19 protein-coding genes are annotated in these 23,201 nt (G+C 68.2%); 15 read left to right on the forward strand and 4 right to left on the reverse strand.

Features of this window, described 5'->3' with window-relative positions:
* Positions 1-391 precede the first annotated feature (391 nt).
* Complete coding sequence (locus FZ983_RS18820; RefSeq protein WP_149225049.1) at positions 392-1,069, forward strand: TerC family protein; 678 nt, start codon at positions 392-394, stop codon at positions 1,067-1,069.
* A 452-nt stretch (positions 1,070-1,521) separates the two neighbouring features.
* Positions 1,522-3,555, forward strand: a complete 2,034-nt coding sequence (locus tag FZ983_RS18825) for an ELWxxDGT repeat protein (protein WP_149225050.1) — start codon at positions 1,522-1,524, stop codon at positions 3,553-3,555.
* Between the two features lie 85 nt (positions 3,556-3,640).
* Here the strand turns inward: FZ983_RS18825 and FZ983_RS18830 are convergent, their stop codons facing one another.
* Positions 3,641-4,579, reverse strand: coding sequence for an exonuclease domain-containing protein (locus FZ983_RS18830; protein ID WP_149225051.1), 939 nt, complete (start codon positions 4,577-4,579; stop codon positions 3,641-3,643).
* 299 nt (positions 4,580-4,878) lie between these two features.
* Here FZ983_RS18830 and FZ983_RS18835 point away from each other — a divergent pair, with 299 nt between their 5' ends.
* From FZ983_RS18835 to FZ983_RS18895, 13 genes are all read left to right on the forward strand, one after another.
* Positions 4,879-6,300 carry an FAD-binding oxidoreductase gene (locus FZ983_RS18835; protein ID WP_149225052.1) on the forward strand — a complete coding sequence of 474 codons (1,422 nt, stop codon included), beginning with the start codon at positions 4,879-4,881 and terminating at the stop codon, positions 6,298-6,300.
* Positions 6,301-6,354: 54 nt separating this feature from the next.
* Positions 6,355-7,437 (forward strand): ABC transporter substrate-binding protein, encoded by a 1,083-nt coding sequence (locus FZ983_RS18840; RefSeq protein WP_149225053.1) that lies wholly within the window; start codon positions 6,355-6,357, stop codon positions 7,435-7,437.
* 210 nt (positions 7,438-7,647) lie between these two features.
* Positions 7,648-8,775: an ABC transporter ATP-binding protein gene (locus tag FZ983_RS18845; RefSeq protein WP_149225054.1), complete on the forward strand. Its 1,128-nt coding sequence runs from the start codon at positions 7,648-7,650 to the stop codon at positions 8,773-8,775.
* A gap of 1 nt (position 8,776) precedes the next feature.
* Positions 8,777-10,564, forward strand: a complete 1,788-nt coding sequence (locus tag FZ983_RS18850) for an ABC transporter permease subunit (protein WP_149225055.1) — start codon at positions 8,777-8,779, stop codon at positions 10,562-10,564.
* Positions 10,565-10,614: 50 nt separating this feature from the next.
* On the forward strand, positions 10,615-11,547 hold the full coding sequence (locus tag FZ983_RS18855) for a dihydrodipicolinate synthase family protein (protein WP_149225056.1): 933 nt from the start codon (positions 10,615-10,617) through the stop codon (positions 11,545-11,547).
* Between the two features lie 110 nt (positions 11,548-11,657).
* Positions 11,658-12,533 carry an IclR family transcriptional regulator C-terminal domain-containing protein gene (locus tag FZ983_RS18860; RefSeq protein WP_149225057.1) on the forward strand — a complete coding sequence of 292 codons (876 nt, stop codon included), beginning with the start codon at positions 11,658-11,660 and terminating at the stop codon, positions 12,531-12,533.
* Positions 12,534-12,561: 28 nt separating this feature from the next.
* Positions 12,562-13,776 carry an alpha-hydroxy acid oxidase gene (locus tag FZ983_RS18865; RefSeq protein WP_149225058.1) on the forward strand — a complete coding sequence of 405 codons (1,215 nt, stop codon included), beginning with the start codon at positions 12,562-12,564 and terminating at the stop codon, positions 13,774-13,776.
* A 14-nt stretch (positions 13,777-13,790) separates the two neighbouring features.
* The gene (locus FZ983_RS18870) at positions 13,791-14,582 is read left to right on the forward strand and encodes an SDR family NAD(P)-dependent oxidoreductase (RefSeq protein WP_149225059.1); all 792 of its coding nucleotides are present in this window, start codon (positions 13,791-13,793) and stop codon (positions 14,580-14,582) included.
* 291 nt (positions 14,583-14,873) lie between these two features.
* Positions 14,874-17,369: a TonB-dependent receptor gene (locus FZ983_RS18875; RefSeq protein ID WP_149225060.1), complete on the forward strand. Its 2,496-nt coding sequence runs from the start codon at positions 14,874-14,876 to the stop codon at positions 17,367-17,369.
* A 31-nt stretch (positions 17,370-17,400) separates the two neighbouring features.
* On the forward strand, positions 17,401-18,129 hold the full coding sequence (locus FZ983_RS18880; protein ID WP_149225061.1) for a DUF4198 domain-containing protein: 729 nt from the start codon (positions 17,401-17,403) through the stop codon (positions 18,127-18,129).
* Positions 18,126-18,407, forward strand: a complete 282-nt coding sequence (locus tag FZ983_RS18885; RefSeq protein ID WP_149225062.1) for a DUF3649 domain-containing protein — start codon at positions 18,126-18,128, stop codon at positions 18,405-18,407. The genes FZ983_RS18880 and FZ983_RS18885 overlap by 4 nt, the downstream gene beginning before the upstream one ends.
* A gap of 20 nt (positions 18,408-18,427) precedes the next feature.
* Complete coding sequence (locus FZ983_RS18890) at positions 18,428-20,056, forward strand: PepSY-associated TM helix domain-containing protein (RefSeq protein WP_149225160.1); 1,629 nt, start codon at positions 18,428-18,430, stop codon at positions 20,054-20,056.
* Positions 20,053-20,397, forward strand: coding sequence for a DUF3325 domain-containing protein (locus FZ983_RS18895; protein ID WP_149225063.1), 345 nt, complete (start codon positions 20,053-20,055; stop codon positions 20,395-20,397). The genes FZ983_RS18890 and FZ983_RS18895 overlap by 4 nt, the downstream gene beginning before the upstream one ends.
* On the opposite strand, the gene FZ983_RS18900 is transcribed toward FZ983_RS18895, so the two are convergent.
* From FZ983_RS18900 to FZ983_RS18910, 3 genes are read right to left on the reverse strand one after another with little or no spacing between them, the layout of a single operon-like run.
* Entirely contained in the window at positions 20,355-21,155 is an 801-nt protein-coding gene (locus tag FZ983_RS18900) for an ABC transporter permease (protein ID WP_149225064.1), read from the reverse strand. The two genes, FZ983_RS18895 and FZ983_RS18900, sit on opposite strands and share 43 nt — an antisense overlap.
* Complete coding sequence (locus FZ983_RS18905) at positions 21,152-22,090, reverse strand: ABC transporter permease (RefSeq protein WP_149225065.1); 939 nt, start codon at positions 22,088-22,090, stop codon at positions 21,152-21,154. The genes FZ983_RS18900 and FZ983_RS18905 overlap by 4 nt, the downstream gene beginning before the upstream one ends.
* Positions 22,087-23,172, reverse strand: coding sequence for an ABC transporter ATP-binding protein (locus tag FZ983_RS18910; RefSeq protein ID WP_149225066.1), 1,086 nt, complete (start codon positions 23,170-23,172; stop codon positions 22,087-22,089). Before FZ983_RS18910 ends, FZ983_RS18905 begins: the two co-directional genes overlap by 4 nt.
* Positions 23,173-23,201: the final 29 nt, after the last annotated feature.

The following is a 23,201-nucleotide window of genomic DNA, read 5'->3' on the forward strand; positions in this document are numbered from 1 at the left end:
GGAAGAAGGACGAGTGGACCGCGGCCACCGGGCCATGCCTTCCCTCCGCCGGAAGAAACACGAGGCGATTAACCGAGTTCTACCACCGCCGGCCGCCGCCGCTAAGCACGGGATGAAAAAAGCTGTTTTGCGGCCGGGAGCTTTTCCGCGGCGAACGCCGTCCGCTGCATGGCCGTTGCAGCCAAACCGCAATTGTCATGTGCGGACCCTTCGTCTAAAGGTCGGCCCTGCCAGGCCGGGCCCCTCTGACAGTTCGTCGAACTGTGATGTCGGACTGGAAAGACGTTCAGAGTGGCCCCGACCCGTGCCTGCCGGCAGCGTTCATTCCGTATGTCCGGACCGGCCTCCCTTGGGTGCCACTCTCTTGCCCGATGTAAGAGGAAAGCACCATATGACCGATCTGTTCACGGCCGACGCGCTGGCCGCGCTGTTTCAGGTGATCGCCATCGACCTCGTGCTGGCAGGCGACAACGCCATCGTCGTCGGCATGGCCGCCGCCGCGGTGCCGTTGGCCCAGCGCCGCAAAGTCATCTTCTGGGGAATCGCCGCGGCCATCGTGCTGCGCATCTTCTTCGCCCTCATCACCACGCAGCTGCTGGCGATCATCGGCCTGACGCTGGCCGGCGGCGTGCTGCTGCTGTGGGTGTGCTGGAAGATGTTCCGCGAACTGCGCAGCCATGGCGAGGACGAGGTCGCCCCCGACGAGGCCATGGCGATGCCCGATGCCGGCGGTGTCGCGACCGCCGGTTCTGCCGGCAATGCCGCCGTCGCGGCGGCCGGCGCCACCACATTCGGGGCAGCCATCTGGCAGATCGTCGTCGCCGACGTGTCGATGTCGCTGGACAACGTCTTGGCGGTGGCCGGCGCGGCCAAGGAGCACCCGACCATCCTGGTGATCGGGCTGGTGCTGTCGGTCGTGCTGATGGGTGCCGCCGCCAACATGATCGCCCATGTGCTGCACAAGCACCGCTGGATCGGCTGGGTCGGCCTGCTCATCATCACCTACGTCGCCCTCGACATGATCTGGCGCGGCAGCAACGAGGTTCTGCGGCAGATGGCGTTGCTCTGACCGCAGCTTTCCGCACCCACCGCCGAGAACCACCGGCCGATTCGAAGCCATTGCAATAAAGTAGTATAGGTGCAGACCTGTGAGGCTGTTCACAGTGCGTTAATCTGTAGGGCCTTATGGTCTCTCCAGGTTCATCGTTTCCTCCCGAACCTGAACTAAAGGCCGCGCCTTCCTGGCAGCGGCCTTTTTCTTTGCCGGACGCTCCCAGTCAACCGGAATGATTCGGGGAAGCCAACATCTTCCCCATTTCCGATTGTTGAAGCTGAGCCAGTTAAAGCATTTGTTCTGCCAAAGCAGACCAAAGCCGCAGCATTTGTGGTCTCAAATCAGAAAGAAATCGAACAGAATAATCAACCGTCTTTATATTTATATAAACTGCGTTTGCATGCTCTAAAATTATCACAGCATGACTTTGTCTGCTCCGGGCAATGCTTCATCCGATTGGAGGGGGCATGGCACAGGCAAAGATCGCTGTTTTCACGGCCACGATGCAAAGCACGGGGACCGAGCCCTGGATCACCGACGGCACGCCATCGGGGACCCGCCTGCTCGCCGACATCAGGGTGGGCGAGCAGGGAAGCGCCCCCAGCGATTCCGTCGTCGCCGGCGGCAAACTGTTCTTCACCGCAGATGACGGCGTTCATGGCCGCGAGCTTTGGGTCACCGACGCAACCGGCGGCGGAACCCGGCTGTTCGATGCCGCGGCCGGTGCCGCATCCGGCACCCCGGACGACCTGACGGTGGTCGGCGATCGGCTGTTCTTCACCGCCGACGACGGCGTTCATGGCCGCGAGCTTTGGGTGAGCGATGGGACCGCGGCCGGCACGCGGATGGTGGCGGACCTCATGCCGGGGCCCCAAGGGGCCTCGCCGTCGGCGCTGACGGCCGCCCATGGCCGGCTCTACCTGCATGCGGACGGCGGGGCGCAGGATGGGATCTGGAGCTCCGACGGCTCCGCTGCGGGAACCCGCCTTTTCCATGAGATGGCGCCGCTCGCCCCATGGTCCCAGGGCATCACGCTGATCGGCATGCCCGACGAAGGGCTGGCCTTCCACGAGGGATCGGCATCCTGGCCGTCCAAGCTCACCTTCGTCGACGCCAACGGCACAGCGACGGCCTTCACGGAACTCGTTCCCGACGGCGGGGCCATCCGCTATGCCGCCACGCCCGACGGGCTGGTGGCCTCGGTCACGACCGTGACCGAGTGGACCGGCAGCATGGAGTGGCCGACCGCCGTCCGGCATTCGACCTTCTGGGCCACCGACGGCACGCAGCAGGGCACCCGGTACCTCGGCGACCTGACGATGCAGGGCTGGGACCTCGGCGCCGTGGTCGGATCGCGCGAAGGCCAGGTGATGTTCACGAGCAATATGGACACCTACCGGATCGAACAGGGTGCCGCTTCGAGGATCGGCGTGCTGGACACCGCCACTGGCGCGGTGGGCTACCTGCCGGGCCAGGACCTCGCCCAGCCGCTCGGCTGGCTCGATCGGGGGAGCGCCGGCGGGGACGGCAATCGCCTGCTTTTCCTCGACGAGAACTATTGGTCGGGGTCCCAACGTCTGCTGGTGACCGACGGCACGCCGGAGGGGACCTCCCAGCTCCATCAGGCCGATTGGATGTATGGGGATATCGAGCTTGCCGGCGACCGCGCCTTCTTCCTGACGGATCACAGCGAAGCCGGTCCCGCCGGCCTGTGGGTGACCGATGGAACATCCGAAGGCACACGTCAGTTGCGACAGACGGCGGGAGGATCCTACGGCGACAGGCTGCTCGGGGAGTACGCTGGCGGCGTGCTGGGGTTCGACCGCGACTATTCAGCCCAGATCGATCGCTTCTTCCTGTCCGACGGCACGACGGACGGCACCATCGTGCTGGCTGAGCTTCCCCCCGGAAGCGGGTCCGATTACTGGGACCACACGGCCAAGCTGATGGGCGTCATCGCGGCGCCGGGTGGCGCGGCACCGGACGACATCCGCAAGGGGACCGAAGGCGATGACACGCTGTTGGGGCAGGATGGCGCGGACAGAATTCATGGCCTGGGCGGCAACGACCGGATCCTGGCCGGCGCCGGGGACGACCGGCTGAACGGCGGCGCCGGCGCGGACTACATCGACGGGGCGGATGGCGCCGACCGCCTGTACGGCATGTCCGGCCGGGACGTTCTGGTTCCGGGGGCGGGACGCGACATCGTCGACGGCGGCACCGGCGACGATGTGCTGCTGGCCGAACGGGACGGCGAGAGCGACCAGTTCTTCTTCGCCCCGGGCAGCGGCGCCGACGTGCTGACCGCCTTCGATCCGTCGTTGGACGTCATCATCCTGAAAGGGTTCGAGGCGGTCATCGGCACGGCGGCATGGCGAACGGAGCATGTCGTCGCACTGGGAGACGGCGTGCGGATCGATTTCGGCGGTGGAGACAGCCTCCTCGTCCTCGACACGATGGCGCAGGATCTGCGCTTCACGGTCATCGACCCGATCTTCTAGAGTGTGATCGGTTCAAGCGGAATCGCTTGAAGCGTGAATCACACGGAAAACCAGAAGCTTGGAGTCCGGCGCGGCTCACCTGCCGTCAGCTGCGCCGCCCGCCGCCGGAGGCCGCGACCATGGCGAAGAACTGCGCCTCGTCGATGGTATCGGGCTTGCCGTATTTGGCGCGCCGGGCGGCGGCGGTGTCCAGCTTGGTGGCGCCGGGGGCGTGGCCGACGACGAGATAGTCGGTGTCCTTGCGGACGCTGTGATGCCAGCTTCCGCCCAGCGCCAGGATGCGGGCCATGACGGCTTCGCGCGACAGGCCGGTCAACTCTCCTGTGACGGCGAAGGCATAACTGGCGATGCCGTGCGTGATCGGCGCGGCCGGTTGCCGGACCACCGCCGGCGGATCGATCTGGTTGGTCGGCGCCAGATGGGGAACCGCCAGCATGTCGGCGCTGCCGAGGATCATCCTCTGGAACAGGCGACTGGTGATCTCGGCATCGACAAAGGCGCCGTGGAAGCGCGCCCGGATGCCGACATCGATGCCGAACAGTGTCGCCACCGCATCCAGCGACGCGCGCCCCGCCACCTGCCCCCTGGCATGCTGCATGGTGCAGACCGACTGGCCCGGCACCCAGGGAATGCCGCAGAGCCGGAATTCGTGCTGGAGGAACCCGATGTCGAATCCGACATTGTGGCCGACCAGCACGGCGCCGTCCAGGAAGCCGCGGATGTCCTGGGCGACGCTGTGGAATGGATCCTGATGGCGCAGCAGGTGATCCGGCAGCCCATGCACCTTCAGCGCATGCGGGTTCGACTTGCGCCCCGGATTGAAGATGAGGCTGAGACAGTGGCCGGTCGGCGTCGCCTCCGCCAGTTCGATCGCGGCGAAGCTGACCATGCGGTCGCCGCCGGCCGGCGACAGCCCGGTGGTCTCGCAGTCGATGACGACGAAACGGCGGGCGGATGATTGGGTCCGGACGGGTTTCGCCACCGTCGACGGACGGGCAAACACTGCATCGATCAAACGGCTCATGAACTCACGCCCCAGGGGCAGGAAGGCCCTGCCACGTCACACAGTCCCGGAATACAGGCTTCGGACTATAGGCAGGTCCGCCACCGCAGGTCGAGAGTCCCTGCCGTCGCAGTGCCGGCGGTTCGTCCGATCCGGCCATCCATCACTCCGGCCCCTGATATTTCGGTGCCTAACCAAAATTTCGGTCTCTATGCAAAAAGTGGATTGTTGGAGCACCAATCACGAGGTATCATATTTCAGTTGATGTAATCGGATAGCGATTACTAAGACAGACACCATGCAGATCAAGGAGATCGCGTGTGGACGTGATCGCTGAGCTGTCGGGCCTGATCGGCGCCGACGCCGTTCTGACATCCAAAATCGACCTGGAGGGCGCGACGGAGGACTGGCGCGGGCGCTACCGCGGTCCGGCGCTCTGCCTTGTCCGACCGGCGAATGCGGAACAGGTGGCCGCGGTGGTGCGCTGCTGCGCCCGGCACGGGATTCCGCTGCTGCCGCAGGGCGGCAACACCAGCCTGTGCGGCGGCGCCGTTCCGTCGGAGACGGGTCCCGCCCCGGTGATCCTCAATCTGGCGCGCATGCGCGCGGTCCGCAGCATCGATCCCGTCAACAGCACGATGGAGGTCGAGGCCGGCTGCGTGCTCGCCACCGCGCAGGAAGCGGCGGCGGCGGCGGGACGGCTCTATCCGGTCAGCCTGGGCGCGGAAGGCTCCTGCCAGATCGGCGGGACCATCGCAACCAACGCCGGCGGGACTTCGGTCCTGCGCTACGGCAACACGCGCGACAATGTGCTGGGGCTGGAGGTGGTGTTGGCCGACGGCACGATCTGGTCCGGCCTGTACGGCCTGCGCAAGAACAACACCGGCTACGACCTGAAGCATCTGTTCATCGGGTCGGAAGGCACGCTCGGCATCATCACCGCGGCGACGCTGAAGCTGCATCCGCTGCCGACGCGCCATGCCGTCGCCTGGGTCGGGATGGCGTCGCCGGCCGACGCGCTGACGCTGCTGACCCGCGTGCAGGAGCGCTGCGGCGCCCGGCTGTCGGCCTTCGAGATGATCAACCGCCTGCAGCTCGATCTGGTGGTGGAACAGGTTCCGGGCCGCCGCAGCCCGATCGATACGCCGGCCGACTGGCATGTGCTGATCGAGCTGTCGGACAACAGCGACGGCGACGCGCTGGACGCCGAGCTTCAGACAATCCTGGAGGACGCCTTCGCGGACGGGCTGCTGACCGACGCGGCGCTCGCCGCCAGCGACGCGCAGCGCCACGCCCTGTGGGAGGTGCGCCACAGCGTTTCGGAGGCGAACAAGAAGGCCGGCGTCGGGCTGACCACCGATTGCGCGGTGCCGCTGTCGGCCGTGCCCGCCTTCATCGACGGCGCGACCGCCGCGGTGCAGGCGCTGGTGCCCGGCCTGCCGGCCATCGTCGTCGCCCATCTCGGCGACGGCAACGTCCACTTCATCCCCTTCTTCTCCTTCGACGCCTGGAATGCTGTCGCCGAACGTGAAGCGCTGGCCGCCGCCATCCGCCATGCGGTGAACGACGAGGCCGCCCGCCTGAACGGCACCTTCAGCGCCGAACACGGCGTCGGCCGTGTCCAACTGGGCGAGATGGCGCGCTACAAGCCGGCGGCCGAACTGGCGCTGATGCGCGCGGTGAAGCAGGCGCTCGACCCGCAGAACCTGTTCAATCCCGGCCGCCTGTTGCCGCCGGGCTGAGTCCCCCTTTCCTTCCCTTCTTCGCCGTTCCGGCCCACCAAGAGGAGTTCCGACATGAGCATCCGCCAATCCGGTTGGTCCCGCCGTACCCTGCTGAAAGCCAGCGCCATCGGCGCTTCCGCGCTTGCCATGCCGGCGATCTGGAGCCCGGCGCGCGCGCAGAACAAGCGGATCGTCGTGCGCGACGACGGCGGCATCTACACCAAGGCCTATGGCGAGGTGTTCTACAAGCCCTTCACCGCGGCGACCGGCATCGAGGTGGTCGGCGTCCAGGCGAATGCGGAGCCGACCGCGCAGATCCGCTCGATGGTCGAAGCCAAGTCCTACACCTGGGACATGGCGAAGATCAGCCAGCCGGCCATCCTGATGCTGACCGGCGGCGACAAGCCGCTGCTGGAGAAGCACAGGCTGGAGGCGGACCCGGCCGTCGCCTCGATCCCCAAGCAGTACATGTCGGAATACGGCGTCGGCACCAACGTCTACACCACGGTGCTGGCCTACCGCACGGACGCCTTCAAGGACCGCAAGGCGCCGGCCTCGTGGAAGGACTTCTACGACGTCGCCAACTTCCCCGGCCGCCGCGCCCTGCGCAAGCATCCGTTCGACACCATCGAGCAGGCGCTGATGGCCGACGGCGTGCCGACGGATCAGGTCTATCCCTGCGACCTCGATCGTGCCTTCAAGGCGCTGGACCGCATCAAGAAGGATGTCTCGGTGTTCTGGACCAGCGGCGCGCAGGTCGAGCAGATGCTGCTGTCGGGTGAAGTCGACATGGTCCCGACCTGGGTGTCGCGTCCGCAGGCGGCCATCGCCGCCGGCGCGCCGGTCGGCATCGTCTGGGACCAGAACATCTGGGGCCTCGACAGCTGGGCGATCCTGGCCGGCACCCCGAATGCCGACGCCTGCCGCCAGTTCATCAAGTTCGCCTCCGACCCCAAGCGGCAGGCCGAGCTGGTGAAGTATTTCCCGGCCGGCGTCACCCAGCCGGACGCCTTCAAGCACATCGACGCCAAGGTCGCCCCCGACTGCCCGACCTTCCCGGCCAACATCGAGCGCGGCGTGCAGATCAACGCCGACTATTGGCTGAAGAACCAGCAGAAGGGTCTGGAGCGCTACAATGCCTGGCTGCTGAGCTGAGGCTAGGCCTCCGTTTTGCCCCCTCCCCAACCCTCCCCCACCTTCGGTGGGAGAGGGAGCACGTTGCAGAGCGGCGGAGTTCCCTCTCCCGCGATCGGACCGGCCTACGGCCGGCCGAGAGCGGGGGAGGGCTAGGGAGGGGGCAACAGGCTCTACCGCCCACCTTCCAATTCCCCCCTTCGGCCCCACCCCCTTCGCGAGGAGGCGCGCATGTCTTCTTCCAGCCTTTCCGTCCAGGGCCTTGCCAAGCGCTACGGCGACTTCGTGGCGCTCGCCCCGACGGATCTCGTCGTCGCCGACGGCGAATTCCTGACGCTGCTCGGCCCGTCGGGCTCCGGCAAGACGACGCTGCTCAGCCTGCTGGCCGGGCTGGTGCCGCCCGACGAGGGAAGCGTGCGCATCGGGTCGCAGGACGTCACCTATGCCCCGCCCTATGAGCGCGACATCGGCGTGGTGTTCCAGAACTACGCGCTGTTCCCGCACATGACCGTCGAGGAGAACATCGCCTTCCCGCTGAAGATGCGGAAGGTGGCGGCGGCCGAGGCCAAGCGGCGGGCGCGCGAGGCGCTGGAGATGGTGCATCTGCCGCACATCGCCGGCCGCTACCCGCGCGAGCTGTCGGGCGGCCAGCAGCAGCGCGTCGCCCTTGCCCGCTGCATGGTCTACAAGCCGTCGATCATCCTGATGGACGAGCCGCTGGGCGCGCTCGACAAGAAGCTGCGCGAGCACATGCAGCTGGAGATCAAGCGCCTGCACCGCGAGATGGGAACGACGGTCGTCTACGTCACCCACGACCAGGAAGAGGCGATGACGATGTCCGACCGCATCTGCCTGATGAATGCCGGGCGGATCGAACAGCTGGGCACGCCGGCCGACCTGTATTTCCGCCCGCGCTCGCTGTTCGTCGCCGATTTCCTGGGCGAATCCAACATCCTGCCCGCCGCACTCCGCAGCCGCAGCGGCGACGAGGTGGAGATCGGGCTGGGCACGCAGGGCATTCCCGGCCGGGCGCTCGCCAACGGCAACGACCTGCCGCCGGGCACCGAGGTGCGCGTGATGGTGCGGCCACAGAACCTGACCGTCGCGCGCGGGGCCGGAACCGGTGCCGGCGGGCTGCAGGGCCGGGTGTCGGAGGTGATGGTCACCGGCAGCCTGACCAAGGTCTATATGGAGCCGCTGGACGGCAAGCTGCCGCCGCTGGTCGCCGCCTTCCCCACCCGCAACGAGGCCGACGCGGTGCGCATCGACGACGTGCTGACGCTGTCCTGGAGCGGGCGCGACGCCGTGGTGATCGCCGACAAGATCGCCGACAGCGCCCGCGCGGCCGGGACGGCGTGAGATGAGCGGACAGTCCATGGCCATGACCCAATCCCTCGGCGCCAAACGCCACTCGCCCCCGCCCGCCTGGCGCAAGCCGGTGCTGATGGGCGCCCCGCTCGTCCTGCTGCTCGTCGCCTTCCTGGTCTTCCCGGTCGGGCAGCTGCTGATGCTCAGCGTCCATAACGGGCAGGGTTTCACGCTGGCGCCCTATGCGCAGCTGTTCGCCTCCAGCCTCTACGTCACCGTCCTGTGGATCACGCTGAAGATCTCGCTGGCGACGACGCTGGTGGCGGTGGTGGCCGCCTATCCCATCGCCTACCTGATCTCCATCGCCAAGGGGCCGGCGAAGAGCCGGCTGATCTTCTGGGTGCTGCTGTCCTTCTGGACCAGCTTCCTGGTGCGCGCCTTCGCCTGGGTCGTCATCCTCGGCCGCAACGGCGTCATCAACAGCACGCTGATGTCGCTGGGCATCATCGACCGCCCGGCCGACCTGCTCTACGGCTTCGGCGCGGTGCTGGTCGGCATGGTGCACGCCATGCTGCCGCTGGCGGTGATGACCATGCTGGCGGTGATGGAGAACATCGACCGCACCCTGCCGCGCGCCGCCGGCACGCTGGGCGCCCGCCCCGGCACCGCCTTCTGGACCGTCTATTTCCCGCTGTCGCTGCCGGGCGTCGCCGCATCGGCGATCATGGTCTTCGTGTCGGCCATCGGATTCTTCATCGTGCCCGCCCTGCTGGGCGGCCGGAAGGAGACGATGATCACCCAGCTGATCATCGATCAGGTGCAGCAGACGCTGAACTGGGGGCTGGCCGGCGCCATCTCGGTCCTGCTGCTGACGGTGGTGCTGGTGGTCTTCGTGCTGTACGACCGGGTCTTCGGCTTCGCCTCGCTGACCGGCGAGAGCGCCGTGGTGCGCAACCGCGACACCGCCATGCGGCGGCTGGGCGGGCGCGTGCTGGCGGCGCTCGGGTCGGCCAGCGACGCGCTGATCGGCCTGCTGCCGCGCCGCCACCCCATCCGCGGCCGGTCGGAGCGTCCGCTGGCGCTGACCGTCTTCGTCTGGCTGCTGCTGGCGCTGATCAGCCTGCCCGCCTTCCTGATGATCCCGCTGTCCTTCGGCAAGGGCGGTCTCGCCTGGCCGCCGTCGGGCTTCACGCTGCAATGGTACCAACAGCTGCTGGACTCGCCGATCTGGATGCAGGCGTTGTGGCGGTCCATCGTGGTGGCGTTCGGCACCGGCCTCTTGTCGATGGCGATCGGCGTTCCCGCCGCCTTCCTGATGGTGCGCGGCCAGATGCGGGGCAAGGGCGCGATGCTGGCCTTCATCCTGTCGCCCATCGTCGTGCCGCGCATGATCATCGCCGTCGGCATGTTCTACGTCTTCGCCCAGATGGGGCTGGTCGGCACCGTGCTGGGGCTGGTCATCGGCCACACGGTGGTCGCCGTGCCCTATGTGGTGATGACGATGATGGCGGTGCTGCGCAACTACGACACCCGGCTCGACCTTGCGGCGCAGAGCCTGGGCGCCCGGCCGCTCGCGGCGCTGCGCCACGTCACCTTCCCGATCCTGGGGGCCGGCATGCTGTCCTCCTTCCTGTTCGCCTTCGCCACCTCCTTCGACGAGCTGACCATCTCCCTGTTCTCCTCGGGCGGGCTGAGCGCCACGCTGCCCAAGCAGTTCTGGGACGAGGTGACGCTGCAGGTCTCCCCCGTCATCGCGGCGGTGTCGACCGGGCTGCTGCTGTTCGTCGCCACCCTGATCTACGTCGCGGACCGGCTGCGGCGGCGCAGCCTCGCCAGTTGAGCCCGGTTCCCGAACCGCCTTTCACCACTCGCTTCTTCCAAGGACAAGACATGCTTGACGCCACGAAGCTTCGCGGCATTCTGCCCGCCACCCCGACGCCGGTGACTGCCGATGGCACCATCGACGTGACGGCCTCCAGGGCGCTGTTCTCCTGGCTGTTCCGCCAGGGGATCGACGGGCTGGTCCCGCTCGGCGGCACCGGCGAGTATGGCGCGCTGGCGAAGGACCAGCGCATCCGCTTCGCCGAACTGTCGGTGGAGGCGATGGCGGGAGCCGGAGAGAAGCGCGGCCCGGTGATCGCCGGCGTGCTCGACACCGGCTATTACGACGCGCTGTCGGCCGGCCGCGACTTCGCGGCGGCCGGGGTGGACGGGCTGCTGGTGCTGACCCCCTACTACACCAACCCGACGCAGGCCGGCATCCGCGATTATTTCCTGCGCTACGCCGACGAATCGCCGGTGCCGATCCTGATCTACGAGATCCCCTACCGCACCCGCATCGCCATTGATCCGGAGATCCTGCACGAGCTGTCGCGGCACGAGCGGATCATCGGCATGAAGGCCTGCAACACCGACATGTACCATTTCCTGCGCACGGTGGCGGGGGTCGACCCGTCCTTCGCGGTGCTGAGCGGCGAGGACACGCTGTTCCCGCTGCATGTCGCGGCGGGTGCCAGGGGCGGCATCGTGGTGACGGCCAACCTGCTGCCGCGGGCATGGCGGCTGATCCACGACCTCGCCTCCACGGGCAAGCTGGACAAGGCGCTGGAGATCCACCGCACGCTGATCCCGATGATGAACATGGCCTTCGCCGAGACCAACCCCGGCCCGATGAAATCGGTGATGGACCTGATCGGTGTCGATGCCCCGGCGATGCTGGCGCCGCTGCGCGAGCCGGCCGAGCCGCTGAAGCGGTCGCTGCGGCGCGAACTGTCGCGCCTGCTCGTCACCTACGAGGGAATGACGGCCGCCCAACCGGCATGATCGGTTGCACCGCGCCGCGCGTGGCATTCGGTTCGCCGAATGCTATGCGTTGGTGCGGAGGTGCCGGACGACAGTCCGGCCGGATGAAGATTTCCTGGGGGGGAATGGCGATGGCGCCGACAGCAGGACGGACGAAGGCGGAAGGAGCTGGGACGGACACGGGTGCGGGATCGGGTGCGGCGGCGCCGGACACGAAGAAGGCCGACCCGCGTGAATCCTCGCTGTTCGTCGGCTCGACCGAGAAGACCTTCCAGATCCTGCACGCCTTCGACGGGCCGCACCGGCAGATGCCGCTGTCGGAGATCGCCAAGGCCGCCAACCTGGACCGCAGCGCCGCGCAGCGGCTGGTCTACACGCTGGAGGTCCTCGGCTACCTGCGCCGGGTCCACGGCACGCGCAACTATGCGCTGACGCCGAAGCTTCTGCAGTTCTCCTACAATTACCTGCGCGCCAACGAGCTGATCGAGAAGGCCTATCCCTACCTTCTGGACATCAGCCGCAGCGTCGGCGAGACCGCCAACCTGCAGGAGCTGGACGGCGCGGAGATCGTCTTCGTCGCCCGCTTCCCCGGCAAGCATCTGGTCAACATCGAATTCATGGTCGGCAGCCGCCTGCCCGCCTATTACACGGCGTCCGGCACCGCCATCCTGTCGCGCCTGCCGGAGGAGCAGCGGGAGGAGATCCTGGCCCGTACCGACCTGCGCCCGCTGACCCCCTTCACCGTCTGTGATCCCGACCGGCTGCGCGCCCGCGTGCGCGAGGCGGGCGAGAAGGGCTATGCCCTGCTGGTCAACGAGACGGTGATGGGCGACATCTCCGTCGGCGCCGCCATCACCGACGAGCATGGCCGCGCGGTGGCCGGTATCAGCATCTCCGTGCCGGCCACGCGCTGGACGTCCGAGCAGGTCGAGCAGGAACTCGCCCGCCATGTGCAGGTGGCCGCGGCTTCCATCTCCGTCCACCCATTCGGCAGCTATTCCCGATAGCGCCACCCCGCCGGAGGCGGTTGAAACCATGGCGGCCCATCAGGCATGCCTGAACATCGACGAGTTGCGCCAGCGTGCCCGCCGCTTCCTGCCGCGCGGGCTGTTCGAGTACATCGACCGCGGCACCGAGGATGAATCGGCGCTGCGCCGCCTGCGCGACAGCTTCGAGCAGGCCGAACTGACGCCGCGGGTGCTGGTCGATTGCGGCGAGCGCCACACCGGCGTGACGCTGTTCGGCCGCGAGCGCCCCCTGCCCTTCGTCATCGCGCCCACCGCCGCCGCCGGTCTGGTCCGCTATGACGGGGAGGTGCTGCTGGCGCGGGCCGCACGGGCCGCCGGCATTCCCTTCTGCGTCTCGACCCAGTCGATCACCAGCATCGAAGCGATTGCCGAGGCCCGGGCCGAGCTGTGGTTCCAGCTCTATGTCTGGCGCGACCGCAGCCTGACCCATGCCCTGCTGGACCGGGTCGCCGCCTGCGGCGTGGACACGCTGATCCTGACGGTCGACACCGCCGTTTCGCCGAAACGCGAGTATAACCGACACAACGGATTCAACGTGCCGGTCACGCCATCGCTGCGCGGGGCGCTGGACGTGGCGCGCCATCCGGCCTGGGCGGGCGGGGTGCTGCTGCGCCTGCTGGCGGACGGCGGCTGGCCGGGATACGCCCATTACCCGCCGCAGTTCCGCACCCGCATCACCGACGCCGCCGCCCACGACCCGATCCGACTGTGCGACCGGGTGAGCTGGGACGACGTGGCGGAGCTGCGCCGCCGCTGGCGGGGGAGGATCATCATAAAGGGCCTGCTGGCGCCGGAGGATGCGGTGCGTGCGGCAGATGCGGGGGTCGAGGCCATCGTGGTGTCGAACCATGGCGGGCGCAACCTCGACTGCGCGCCCTCGCCGCTTGCGGTTCTGCCACGGATCATGGACGCGGTCGGCGACCGGATGACGGTGCTGGCCGACAGCGGCGTGCGGCGCGGCAGCGATGCCGCGAAGCTGCTGGCCGCGGGTGCCGCGGCGGTGCTGCTGGGCCGGGCGCCGCTGTTCGGGCTGGCGGCCGGCGGACAGGCGGGGGCGGAACATGCGCTGGCGATCCTGCAGGACGAACTCGACCGGACCATGGCTCTGCTCGGCTGTCGGACGGTCGCGGAGTTGCGAACAGTCTCCTCTCCCGGGGGAGAGGGAGATCTTCCCGGAGCTATGATACTGTGGCGCTTCGGCCAGAAGCCTCCAACGTCATGAGGAAAGATCGCACAATGTCGAACATCGCCCCGAACACCGCCACCAACCCGAAGACGGCGATGGTCACCGGCGCCACGTCGGGATTCGGCGATGCCATCGCCCGGCGGCTGGTGGCGGAAGGCTGGCGGATCGTCGCCACCGGCCGGCGGCAGGACCGGCTGGACGCCCTGGTCGAGGCGCTGGGCGGGCCGGCGGTGGTGCATCCGCTGTGCTTCGACATCCGGGACGAGGAGGCGACGCGCGCCGCCCTGGCCTCCCTGCCGGCGGAGTTCGCCGACATCTCCGTCCTGGTCAACAATGCCGGGCTGGCGCTCGGCACCGGGGCGGCGCAGGACTGCGACCTGGACCAGTGGCGCACCATGATCGACACCAACGTCACCGGACTGGTGACGATCACCCGGCTGCTGCTGGACCGGCTGATCGCCCGGCGCGGGCTGATCGTCAACCTCGCGTCAGTCGCCTCCAACTGGCCCTATCCCGGCGGCAACGTCTATGGCGGCACCAAGGCCTTCGTGAAGCAGTTCTCGCTGGGCCTGCGCTGCGACCTGTCGGCGCAGGGCGTGCGCGTGACCTCCATCGAGCCGGGTCTGTCGGAAAGCGAATTCACCCTGGTACGCACCGGCGGCGACAAGGCGGCCTATGATGCGCTCTATGCCGGGGCCAACCCGCTGCAGCCGGAGGACATCGCCGAGACGGTGCGCTGGGTGGTGTCGCTGCCACCGCATGTCAACATCAACAGCGTGGAGATCATGCCGGTGAGCCAGTCCTGGTCGCCCTTCAAGATCCACCGCGAAACGCCGGCCTGACACGCAGTTCAACGCCCACCATTCACCGATTGAGACGGGCGCCGCCGGACCTGCAGCCGGCGGCGCCCGTTTTTTCATCCCCGCCACTGGCATGTTTCGGAAAAAAATCAACGAAGCCAGACACCTGTTGCGCCCAGCAAGAATCGGTGCTTATAGTGCGAACGATTCGCATTATCGATGCGAGTAATACGCATTCGCTAATTTAGCATCGACATCCGGATCGGCGTGGGGGGAACCGTGCCGGTCACCGCTGTCGTGCTGAAGGCATCGTTTGGCAGGGGAGCCGACAGCATGAAACGAGTTCGCGGCAAGGCCGCCGTCCGCCACACCGCCCATCCGTGTGGCGACCGATCAGCCGCGCCTGATGCCCGCAAATCCGGCCTGCGTCCCGCCGCCGTCGCGGCCGGGCTGGCCGCCGCGGTCCTGACGGGTGGCGCGTTCCTCGCGCCCGCGGCCCATGCCCAGACGGCGGCGGCCACCGTCAACGCCGACATTCCCGCCGGCCCGCTGGGCGAGGCGCTGAGCCGCTTCGCCGCGCAGGCGGGCGTGACGGTGCAGGCCGACCCGGCGGCGGTCCGCGGCAAGACATCCCCCGGCCTGAAGGGCGCCACCACGGTGGAAGACGGCTTCCGCCGCCTGCTGGCGGGCAGCGGCTATGGGGTCGCGCGCACCGGGTCCGGCTATGCCATCGTCGCGCAGAGCGCCGCGGCTCCGGCCGCCACCCCGACAGCATCCGCCGACAGCACGACCCTTCCGGCCCTGCAGGTGACGGCAAACGGGATGATGCCCGGCGGGCTGGCGCAGCCCTATGCCGGCGGGCAGGTGGCGCGCGGCGGATCGGTCGGTCTGCTGGGCAGCCGCGACGTCATGGACACGCCCTTCAGCACGGTCAACTATACGTCGGAGCTGATCGAGAACCAGCAGGCGCGCACCGCGGCCGACACGCTGATCAACGACGCCTCGGTCCGGCTCACCACCGGCAGCAACGGCTTCGACGACACCTTCCAGATCCGCGGCTATGCGGTCGGGGCCGGCGATGTCGGTTTCAACGGCATGTTCGGCCTGGTGTCGTCCAACCGCGTGCCGGCGCAGATCGTCGAGCGCATCGAGCTGCTGAAGGGTCCGGGTGCCCTGGTCAACGGCATCGCCCCCGGCGGCAGCACCGGCGGCGGCATCAACATCCTGGCCAAGCGCGCCGGCGACGAACCGCTCACCCGCGTCACCACCACCTACACCAGCGACGCCAATCTGACCGCGCATGTGGATGTCGGCCGCCGCTTCGGCGAGAACAAGGAATGGGGCGTCCGCTTCAACGGCCTGATGCGCAACGGCGAGGCGTCGATCGACGGCGGCAACCTGCGCTCCGGCCTGGGCGCCCTCGCGGTCGATTACCGCGGCGAGCGGCTGCGCTGGTCGATGGACGCCATCAGCCAGCGCGACGACACCGACAATTTCCGCCCGCAGATCAGCATCCTTCCCACCACCACCGCCATCCCCTCCCCGCCCGACGCGCGCAGCAACTGGTATCCCGGCACGGTGCTGGTGCAGAAGGACGTCACCGTCGCCTCCAACGTCGAGGTGGACGTGACCGACAGCCTGACCGCCTATGCCGGCATCGGTTACCGCAAGGGCGAGAACGACCAGACCTTCCCCAGCTCGACCACCGCGGTGAACGCGCTCGGCAACTTCACTGTCCGCAACGCCTATTACGATTCCTACTCCCGCACGGTCAGCGGCACCGCGGGTGTCCACTGGCGCTTCGAGACCGGTCCGGTCCATCACTCGCTGAATGTCGGCTACAGCGGCTTCAAGCGCGACGAGGGCAACGCCTACATCCAGTCGGCCGGCTCCGCCCTGTCGAACATCTACAACCCGGTGCCGCTGCCCGCCGTCACCGCCGCCCGCACCTCGGCGCGCAAGTCGGCGGAAACCTCGCTGACCAGCTTCGCGGTGGCCGACACCCTGTCGGTGCTGGACGACCGGGTGATGCTGACGCTGGGCGCACGCCGTCAGAAGGTGCATGTCGACAGCTTCAGCACCGCGACCGGGCTGCAGACCGGCACCTACGATGCCAGCGCGACCTCGCCGCTGGCAGGATTGGTGGTCAAGCCGCTGTCCAACGTCTCGCTCTACGCCAACTATGCCGAGGGTCTGACGCGCGGCACCGTGGTCGGCGCCGGCTATGCCAACACCGGCGCGGTTCTGGCCCCCTACAAGTCGAAGCAGTACGAGGCCGGGGTCAAGGTCGATTGGGGTTCGATCACCACCACGGCGGCGGTGTTCCAGCTGACCCGGCCGAACTCGATCCGCAACGCCGCCAACGAGCTGGCCTATGACGGCGAGCAGCGCAACCGCGGCCTGGAGCTGTCGGTCTATGGCGAGATCCTGCCCGGCCTGCGCGGCATGGCCAGCGCCTCCTTCATGGACCCGCAGCTGACGCGCACCGCCAACGCCGCGGTGCAGGGCAACGACGCCGCCGGCGTGCCGGACAAGACATTCTCGGCCGGGCTGGATTGGGAAACGCCGTGGGTCCAGGGCCTCGCCCTCAACGGGCGGGTGATCTACACCTCCGGCTCCTACCTGACCGACGCCAACACCCAGCGCTTCGACGGCTGGACCCGCTTCGACATCGGCGCGCGCTATGCCACCACCATCGTCGGCACGCCGGTCACCTTCCGCGCCAATGTCGAGAACCTGTTCGACAAGGACTACTGGCTGACCACCGGCACCTACGTGACCGTCGGAGCGCCGCGCACGGTGCTGCTGTCCGCCTCCGCCGATTTCTGACCTCCCTCTCCCCGATCTAGTTGGATTAGCCATGAACAGACTGTCCATCGCCATCGTCGCCCTGCTGGGTCTCGCGGCGCCCGCCAACGCCCACCAGATCTGGATCGAACAGCCCGACGGCCAGAACGCGGTGATCCGCTTCGGCGAGTTCGGCGAGAACCTGCGCGAGGCGTCGCCCGGCCTGCTCGACAAGTTCGTCAAGCCGGCCGGCACCCTGGTCTCCGCCACGGGGGAACGGGCGTCGGAAGCGGCCAAGACCGCCACCGGCTTCACCCTGCCCTTCAAAGCCGGCGAGGGCGAGAGCATCGTCGCCGACGACCCGCTCTATCCCCTCTATCCCGGCAAGGAGAACGGGAAGGAGACCGCCAACTGGTATCACCCGTCGGCGCGCCTGATCACCGGCTTCAAGGAGCAGCAGCCGAAGCTGGCCCTGGATCTGGTGCCGGCCGGCCAGCCCGGCAGCTTCAAGCTGTTCTTCAAGGGCCAGCCCAAGGCGAAGACCAAGGTGTCGCTGGTGACCCAGTCCGGCTGGGCCAAGGAGGCCTACACCGACGAGCAGGGCGTGGTCAGCTTCGACCTGCCGTGGAAGGGCACCTATGTGGCGGAGGTCAGCCTGACCGACCGCACCCCCGGCGAGCGTCCGGGCACCAACGGCACGGAGCGCTATGACGCCGTGAGCTACGCCACCACGGTGACCTACACCCATGGCGACGGTCTGGCGCCGCTTCCCGCCGGTCCGGCGGCAGCGCCGCACCAATGACCCCGCTGATCGACCGCGTCCGCCGCACCGCACCGGTTGCCTCGCGCATCGTCGCCGCGCTGTTCGGCGGCTATGCGCTGGCGGCGCTCGGCAGCGTGGCGGCGCTGGCCCTGCCGATGAGCAAGCCGCAGGCCGTGCTCACCGGCATGCTGGCGAGCTTCGCGATCTATGCGGGCGCGGTGGTCTGGGTCTTCGCGGCGCGCAACGCGCTGCGGGCCTGGGCCGGGCTGCTGGTGGCGGCGGTGCCGCTGGCAGCGGCGGCGTGGTCGGTCTGGTGAGGGGGAGAGGGGCCGTGAAGATGGAGAAAGACCAGCGTTCCCCCGGCCGCGGCATCCGCCAGAGCATGTCCGGCCTGCACATCTGGGCCGGCCTGCTGATGGGCTGGATCCTGTACGCCATGTTCCTGACCGGGACGGTATCCTACTTCAAGGACGAGCTGTCGCAATGGATGCGGCCGGAACTGGCCCATCAGGCGGAACTGCCCGACCCGGCGCTGGTGGCCCAGCGCATCGCCGACGAGCTGGTCGCCAGCGTGCCCGGCAGCCCGCAATGGAGCATGCGCCTGCCGGACGCGCGCACCAACAGCGTCTACGCCTTCTGGCGCACGGCGCCCGGAAGCGCGGAGGGGGGCCGGCGGGCCTTCGGAGAGGCGAATTTCGATCCCGCCACCGGCGGCAAGGTGACAGCACGCGACACGCTGGGCGGTGACTTCTTCTATCGCTTCCATTTCCAGTTCCACTACATGCCGGCGCTGTGGGGACGGTGGATCGCCGGGGCGGCGGCGATGTTCATGCTGGTCGCCATCGTCAGCGGCGTCATCACCCACAAGAAAATCTTCGTCGATTTCTTCACCTTCCGCGGCGGCAAGGGGCAGCGGTCGTGGCTCGACGCGCACAACGCGCTGTCGGTGTTCGGCCTGCCCTTCCACTTCATGATCACCTACACCGGGCTGGTCACGCTGATGGCGCTCTACATGCCCTGGGGCGAGCAGTTGGCGATCAAAACGCAGGCCGAGCGCCAGCAGATGACAGCCGAACTGAACGCCTTCATCCAGCCGGGCAAGCCCAGCGGGCAGGCGGTGCCGCTCGCCCCGGTCGCGGAGATGGTCAGGCAGGCGCAGGAGCGCTGGGGCCGGGAGAATGTGGGCCGCGTCACCGCCACCAACCCCGGCGATTCCACCGCCCGCGTGGCGGTGGCGCGCGGCGAGTCAGGCCGCGTTTCCATGAGCCCGCAATACATGCTGTTCGAGGGCACGACCGGCCGGCTGCTGGAAGTCCGCGAGGGCGTTGGTTCGGCGGCCGAGACGCGTGGCGTGCTGTATGCCCTGCATCTGGGGCGGTTCAGCGACGGCGTGACGCGCTGGCTGTATTTCCTCGTCAGCCTGATGGGCACGGCGATGGTCGGGACCGGGCTGGTGATGTGGACGGTGAAGCGCCGGCAGAAGCTGGCCGACCCAGAGCGGCCCCATATCGGCTTCCGCATCGTCGAGCGGCTGAACATCGCCAGCATCGCCGGCCTGTCGGTCGCCATGACGGCCTATCTGTGGGGCAACCGCCTGTTGCCGGCCGGACTGGCGGAGCGCGCGGCCTGGGAAATCCACCTGTTCTTCGCGGTCTGGGCGCTGACTCTGGCCCATGCGGTGCTGCGCCCGGCCAAGGCGGCCTGGATCGAGCAGTTGTGGGCGGCGGCGGCGCTGCTGGCCCTGCTGCCGGTGCTGAATGCCGTCACGACCGACCGGCCGCTGTGGCACAGCCTGGGTCAGGGCGATTGGGTGTTCATCGGTACGGATTTGATGTGCTGGGCGCTGGCCGCACTTCACGCCGTGCTGGCAATCCGCACCGCCCGCCACCGGCCGAAGCTGCGCGCCGCTCCCGCGAAAGGGCGAACCGGGATCATCGGCGGCGCGCTTGAGGAGGGACGGTCATGATGCATCTGCTGTCTTTCGCGCTGTGCCTTGCCGCCTTCGCGGCGCTGGCCCTGGCGATGGAGCGCCAGCAGCACGACCTGTTCGGGCGCCCGCTGGAACCGGCCCTGACGCGCGCGCTGCGGATGACGGGAACCAGCGCCCTGCTGCTGGCGCTGGGGGTCCTGGTGAACTGGCAGGGTTGGGGCCTTGGCCTCGTCATGCTCAGCGGCCACACCAGCCTTGCCGCCGGCGTCGTGTTCTGCACGATCATCCGCATCATGAACGGCGGCGGCCGGAGGGGCGCGCCGCCGCGGACGGCTCAGTCGCGGCCCTTGCCGACCAGCAGCCGTTCCAGCCCATAGACGCGGTCGAGCACCAGCATGGCGGCGACCGTCAGGAAGATCAGCACCGCCGACACCGCGGCGACCAACGGATCGATGTTGTCCTGGATGTAGAGGAACAGGCGCACCGGCAGGGTCGTCGTCTCCGGCGAGGCGATGAAGACGGTCATCGTCACCTCGTCGAAGCTGTTGATGAAGGCCAGCACCCAGCCGCTCGCCACACCCGGCAGGATCAGCGGCAGAGTCACCCGGCGGAAGCAGGTCCAGGACGACGCGCCCAGCGATGCCGCCGCATTCTCCACCGCGCGGTCCATGCCGGTGGACGCCGCCAGGATCAGGCGCAGCGCGAAGGGCAGGATGATGATGACGTGGCTCAGAACCAGCCCGACGAAGGTGCCGCCCAGCCCGATCATGGTGAAGAAGCGCAGGAAGGCGATGCCGAGCACGATGTGCGGCACCATCAGCGGCGACAGGAACAGCGCCTGGATCGCCTCGCGCCCGAAGAACTGGTGGCGGGCGATGGCGAGTGCGGCCGGCACCGCCACCAGAATCGCGAGGGTGGAGGACACCGCCCCCAGCAGCAGGCTGTCCTTGAAGGCGCGGATGAATTCCGGATTGTCGCCGATGGCGCGGAACCAGCGCAGCGACAGCCCCTCGGTCGGCAGGGACAGATAGCCCTGCGAAGTGAAGGCCACCGCGCAGACGATCAGGATCGGCGCCAGCAGGAAGCCCAGGAACAGGACGTGGAAGATCAGCGCGATCGGACCGTTGCGGTTCATTCGAACACCTGTTTGTAGCGACGTTCGACCAGCCGGTTGCAGCCGACGATGATGACGATGTTGGCGATCAGCAGCAGCACCGCCACCGTGGCGCCCAACGGCCAGTTCAGCGTGTTCAGGAACTCGTCATAGGCGAGCGTCGCCGCCACCTTCAGCCGCCGCCCGCCGATGATCGCCGGGGTGGCGAAGGCGCTGGCCGCCAGCGCGAAGACGATGATGGAGCCCGACAGGATGCCCGGCACGATCTGCGGCAGCACCACCCGGCGCATCACCGTCAGCGGTCCGGCGCCCAGCGACAGCGCCGCGTTCTCCACCTGCGGGTCGAGCCGCTGGAGAGAGGCCCAGACCGACAGCACCATGAAGGGCACCAGCACATGGGTCAGCGCGATGATGACGCCGGTCTCCGTATACATGAACTCGATGGGCGTCGCGATCAGCCCCAGCGCCATCAGCCCCTGGTTGACCAGACCCGTCGAGCCGAACAGCAGCGCCCAGCCCAGCGTGCGCGACACCACCGAGATCAGCAGCGGCCCCAGCACGATCAGCAGGCAAAGCCCACGCCAGGGCGACTTCATGCGGCGCAGGATGTAGGCCTCCGGCGCGCCGAACACCGCGCAGAGAATCGTCACCACCGCGGCGATGCGGAAGGTGCGCAGGAACACCTCGTGGAAATAGTCGTCGGCGATGATGTCGGCATAGTTGCCGAGCTGCCAGACATTCTCGATGCCGCCGTAGAAACTGAAGCTGTTCAGCGACAACAGGAAGGTCATCACCAGCGGCACCAGCAGCAGCACCGCGAACAGGGCAAGGCCGGGGGCGCTCAGCAGATAGGGAGCCCAGGGCCAGCGGCGCGGCCGGCGCGGCGGGGGTGCGTGGGTATCCGGGTTCGCACCGGTCGCCTGCAGTTGGGTATCGGTGGAGGCCGCCATGCTCATGCCGCCTCCCGAGCGGACAGGTCCGCCTCCGGATCGGCTGGCATCACCGCCATGTCCTGTGCCCGCCAGCCGATCATCACCCGCTCGCGCTCCGCCGGCAGGGGCGAGCCGTCATGCTGGCGGATCACCATCACGCGGCCGGCGGCGGTCTCGATCTCGAACAGCCATTGCGTGCCCTGGAAGACGCGGGCCAGCACGGTGCCGCCCAAACCTCCACCCGGACCGCCGGCATCGACGAAGCCGATCTTTTCCGGCCGGACGGCCAGTGCGCCCGGTCCCGGCGGCACCGGCTGCGATACCGGCCACACGCTGTCGGCGACGGTGATGACGGTTCCTGCCGCCCCGCTGCCGACCATGCCCGGCAGCAGGTTGGTGCGGCCGAGGAAGTTGGCGACGAAGGCGTTGGCCGGGCGGTCGTAGGCCTCCTGCGGGGTGGCGACCTGCTGGATGCGGCCCTTGTTCATCACCACGACACGGTCGGACAGCGCCATCGCCTCCGACTGGTCGTGGGTGACGAGGATCATGGTGGTGCCGACGGTGCGCTGGATGCGGCGCAGCTCGATCTGCATCTCCTCGCGCATCTTGGCGTCGAGGTTGGACAACGGCTCGTCGAGAAGCAGAAGGCTCGGCTTGATGACCAGTGCGCGCGCCAGCGCCACGCGCTGCTGCTGGCCGCCCGACATGCGGCGGGGGTGGCGGTCGCCATACTGCTCCAGCCCGACCAGCTTCAGCGCGTCCGCCACCATGCGGTCGCGGTCGGCGCGGTTGATCTTGCGCATCTCCAGCCCGAAGGCGACGTTTTCGGCCGCGGTCATGTGTGGGAACAGAGCGTAGCTCTGGAAGACGATGCCCAGCCCGCGCTCGTTCGGCTTCTTCGCCAGCAAATCCTGGCCGTTCAGCATCACGCGGCCGCCGTCGGCGTCGAGGAAGCCGGCGATCATCTGCAAGGTGGTGGTCTTGCCGCAGCCCGACGGCCCCAGCAGCGAAATCAGCTCGCCCTTCTCGACGGTCAGCGAGACGCGATCGACCGCCGTCCAATTGGCGAAGCGCTTGGTCAGTTGGTCGAGAACCAGATAAGTCATGCCGTCGTCTCCCTCTTCCCCTTCATCCC

The organism is Azospirillum sp. B21 (assembly GCF_008364825.1).
Lineage (GTDB): Bacteria > Pseudomonadota > Alphaproteobacteria > Azospirillales > Azospirillaceae > Azospirillum.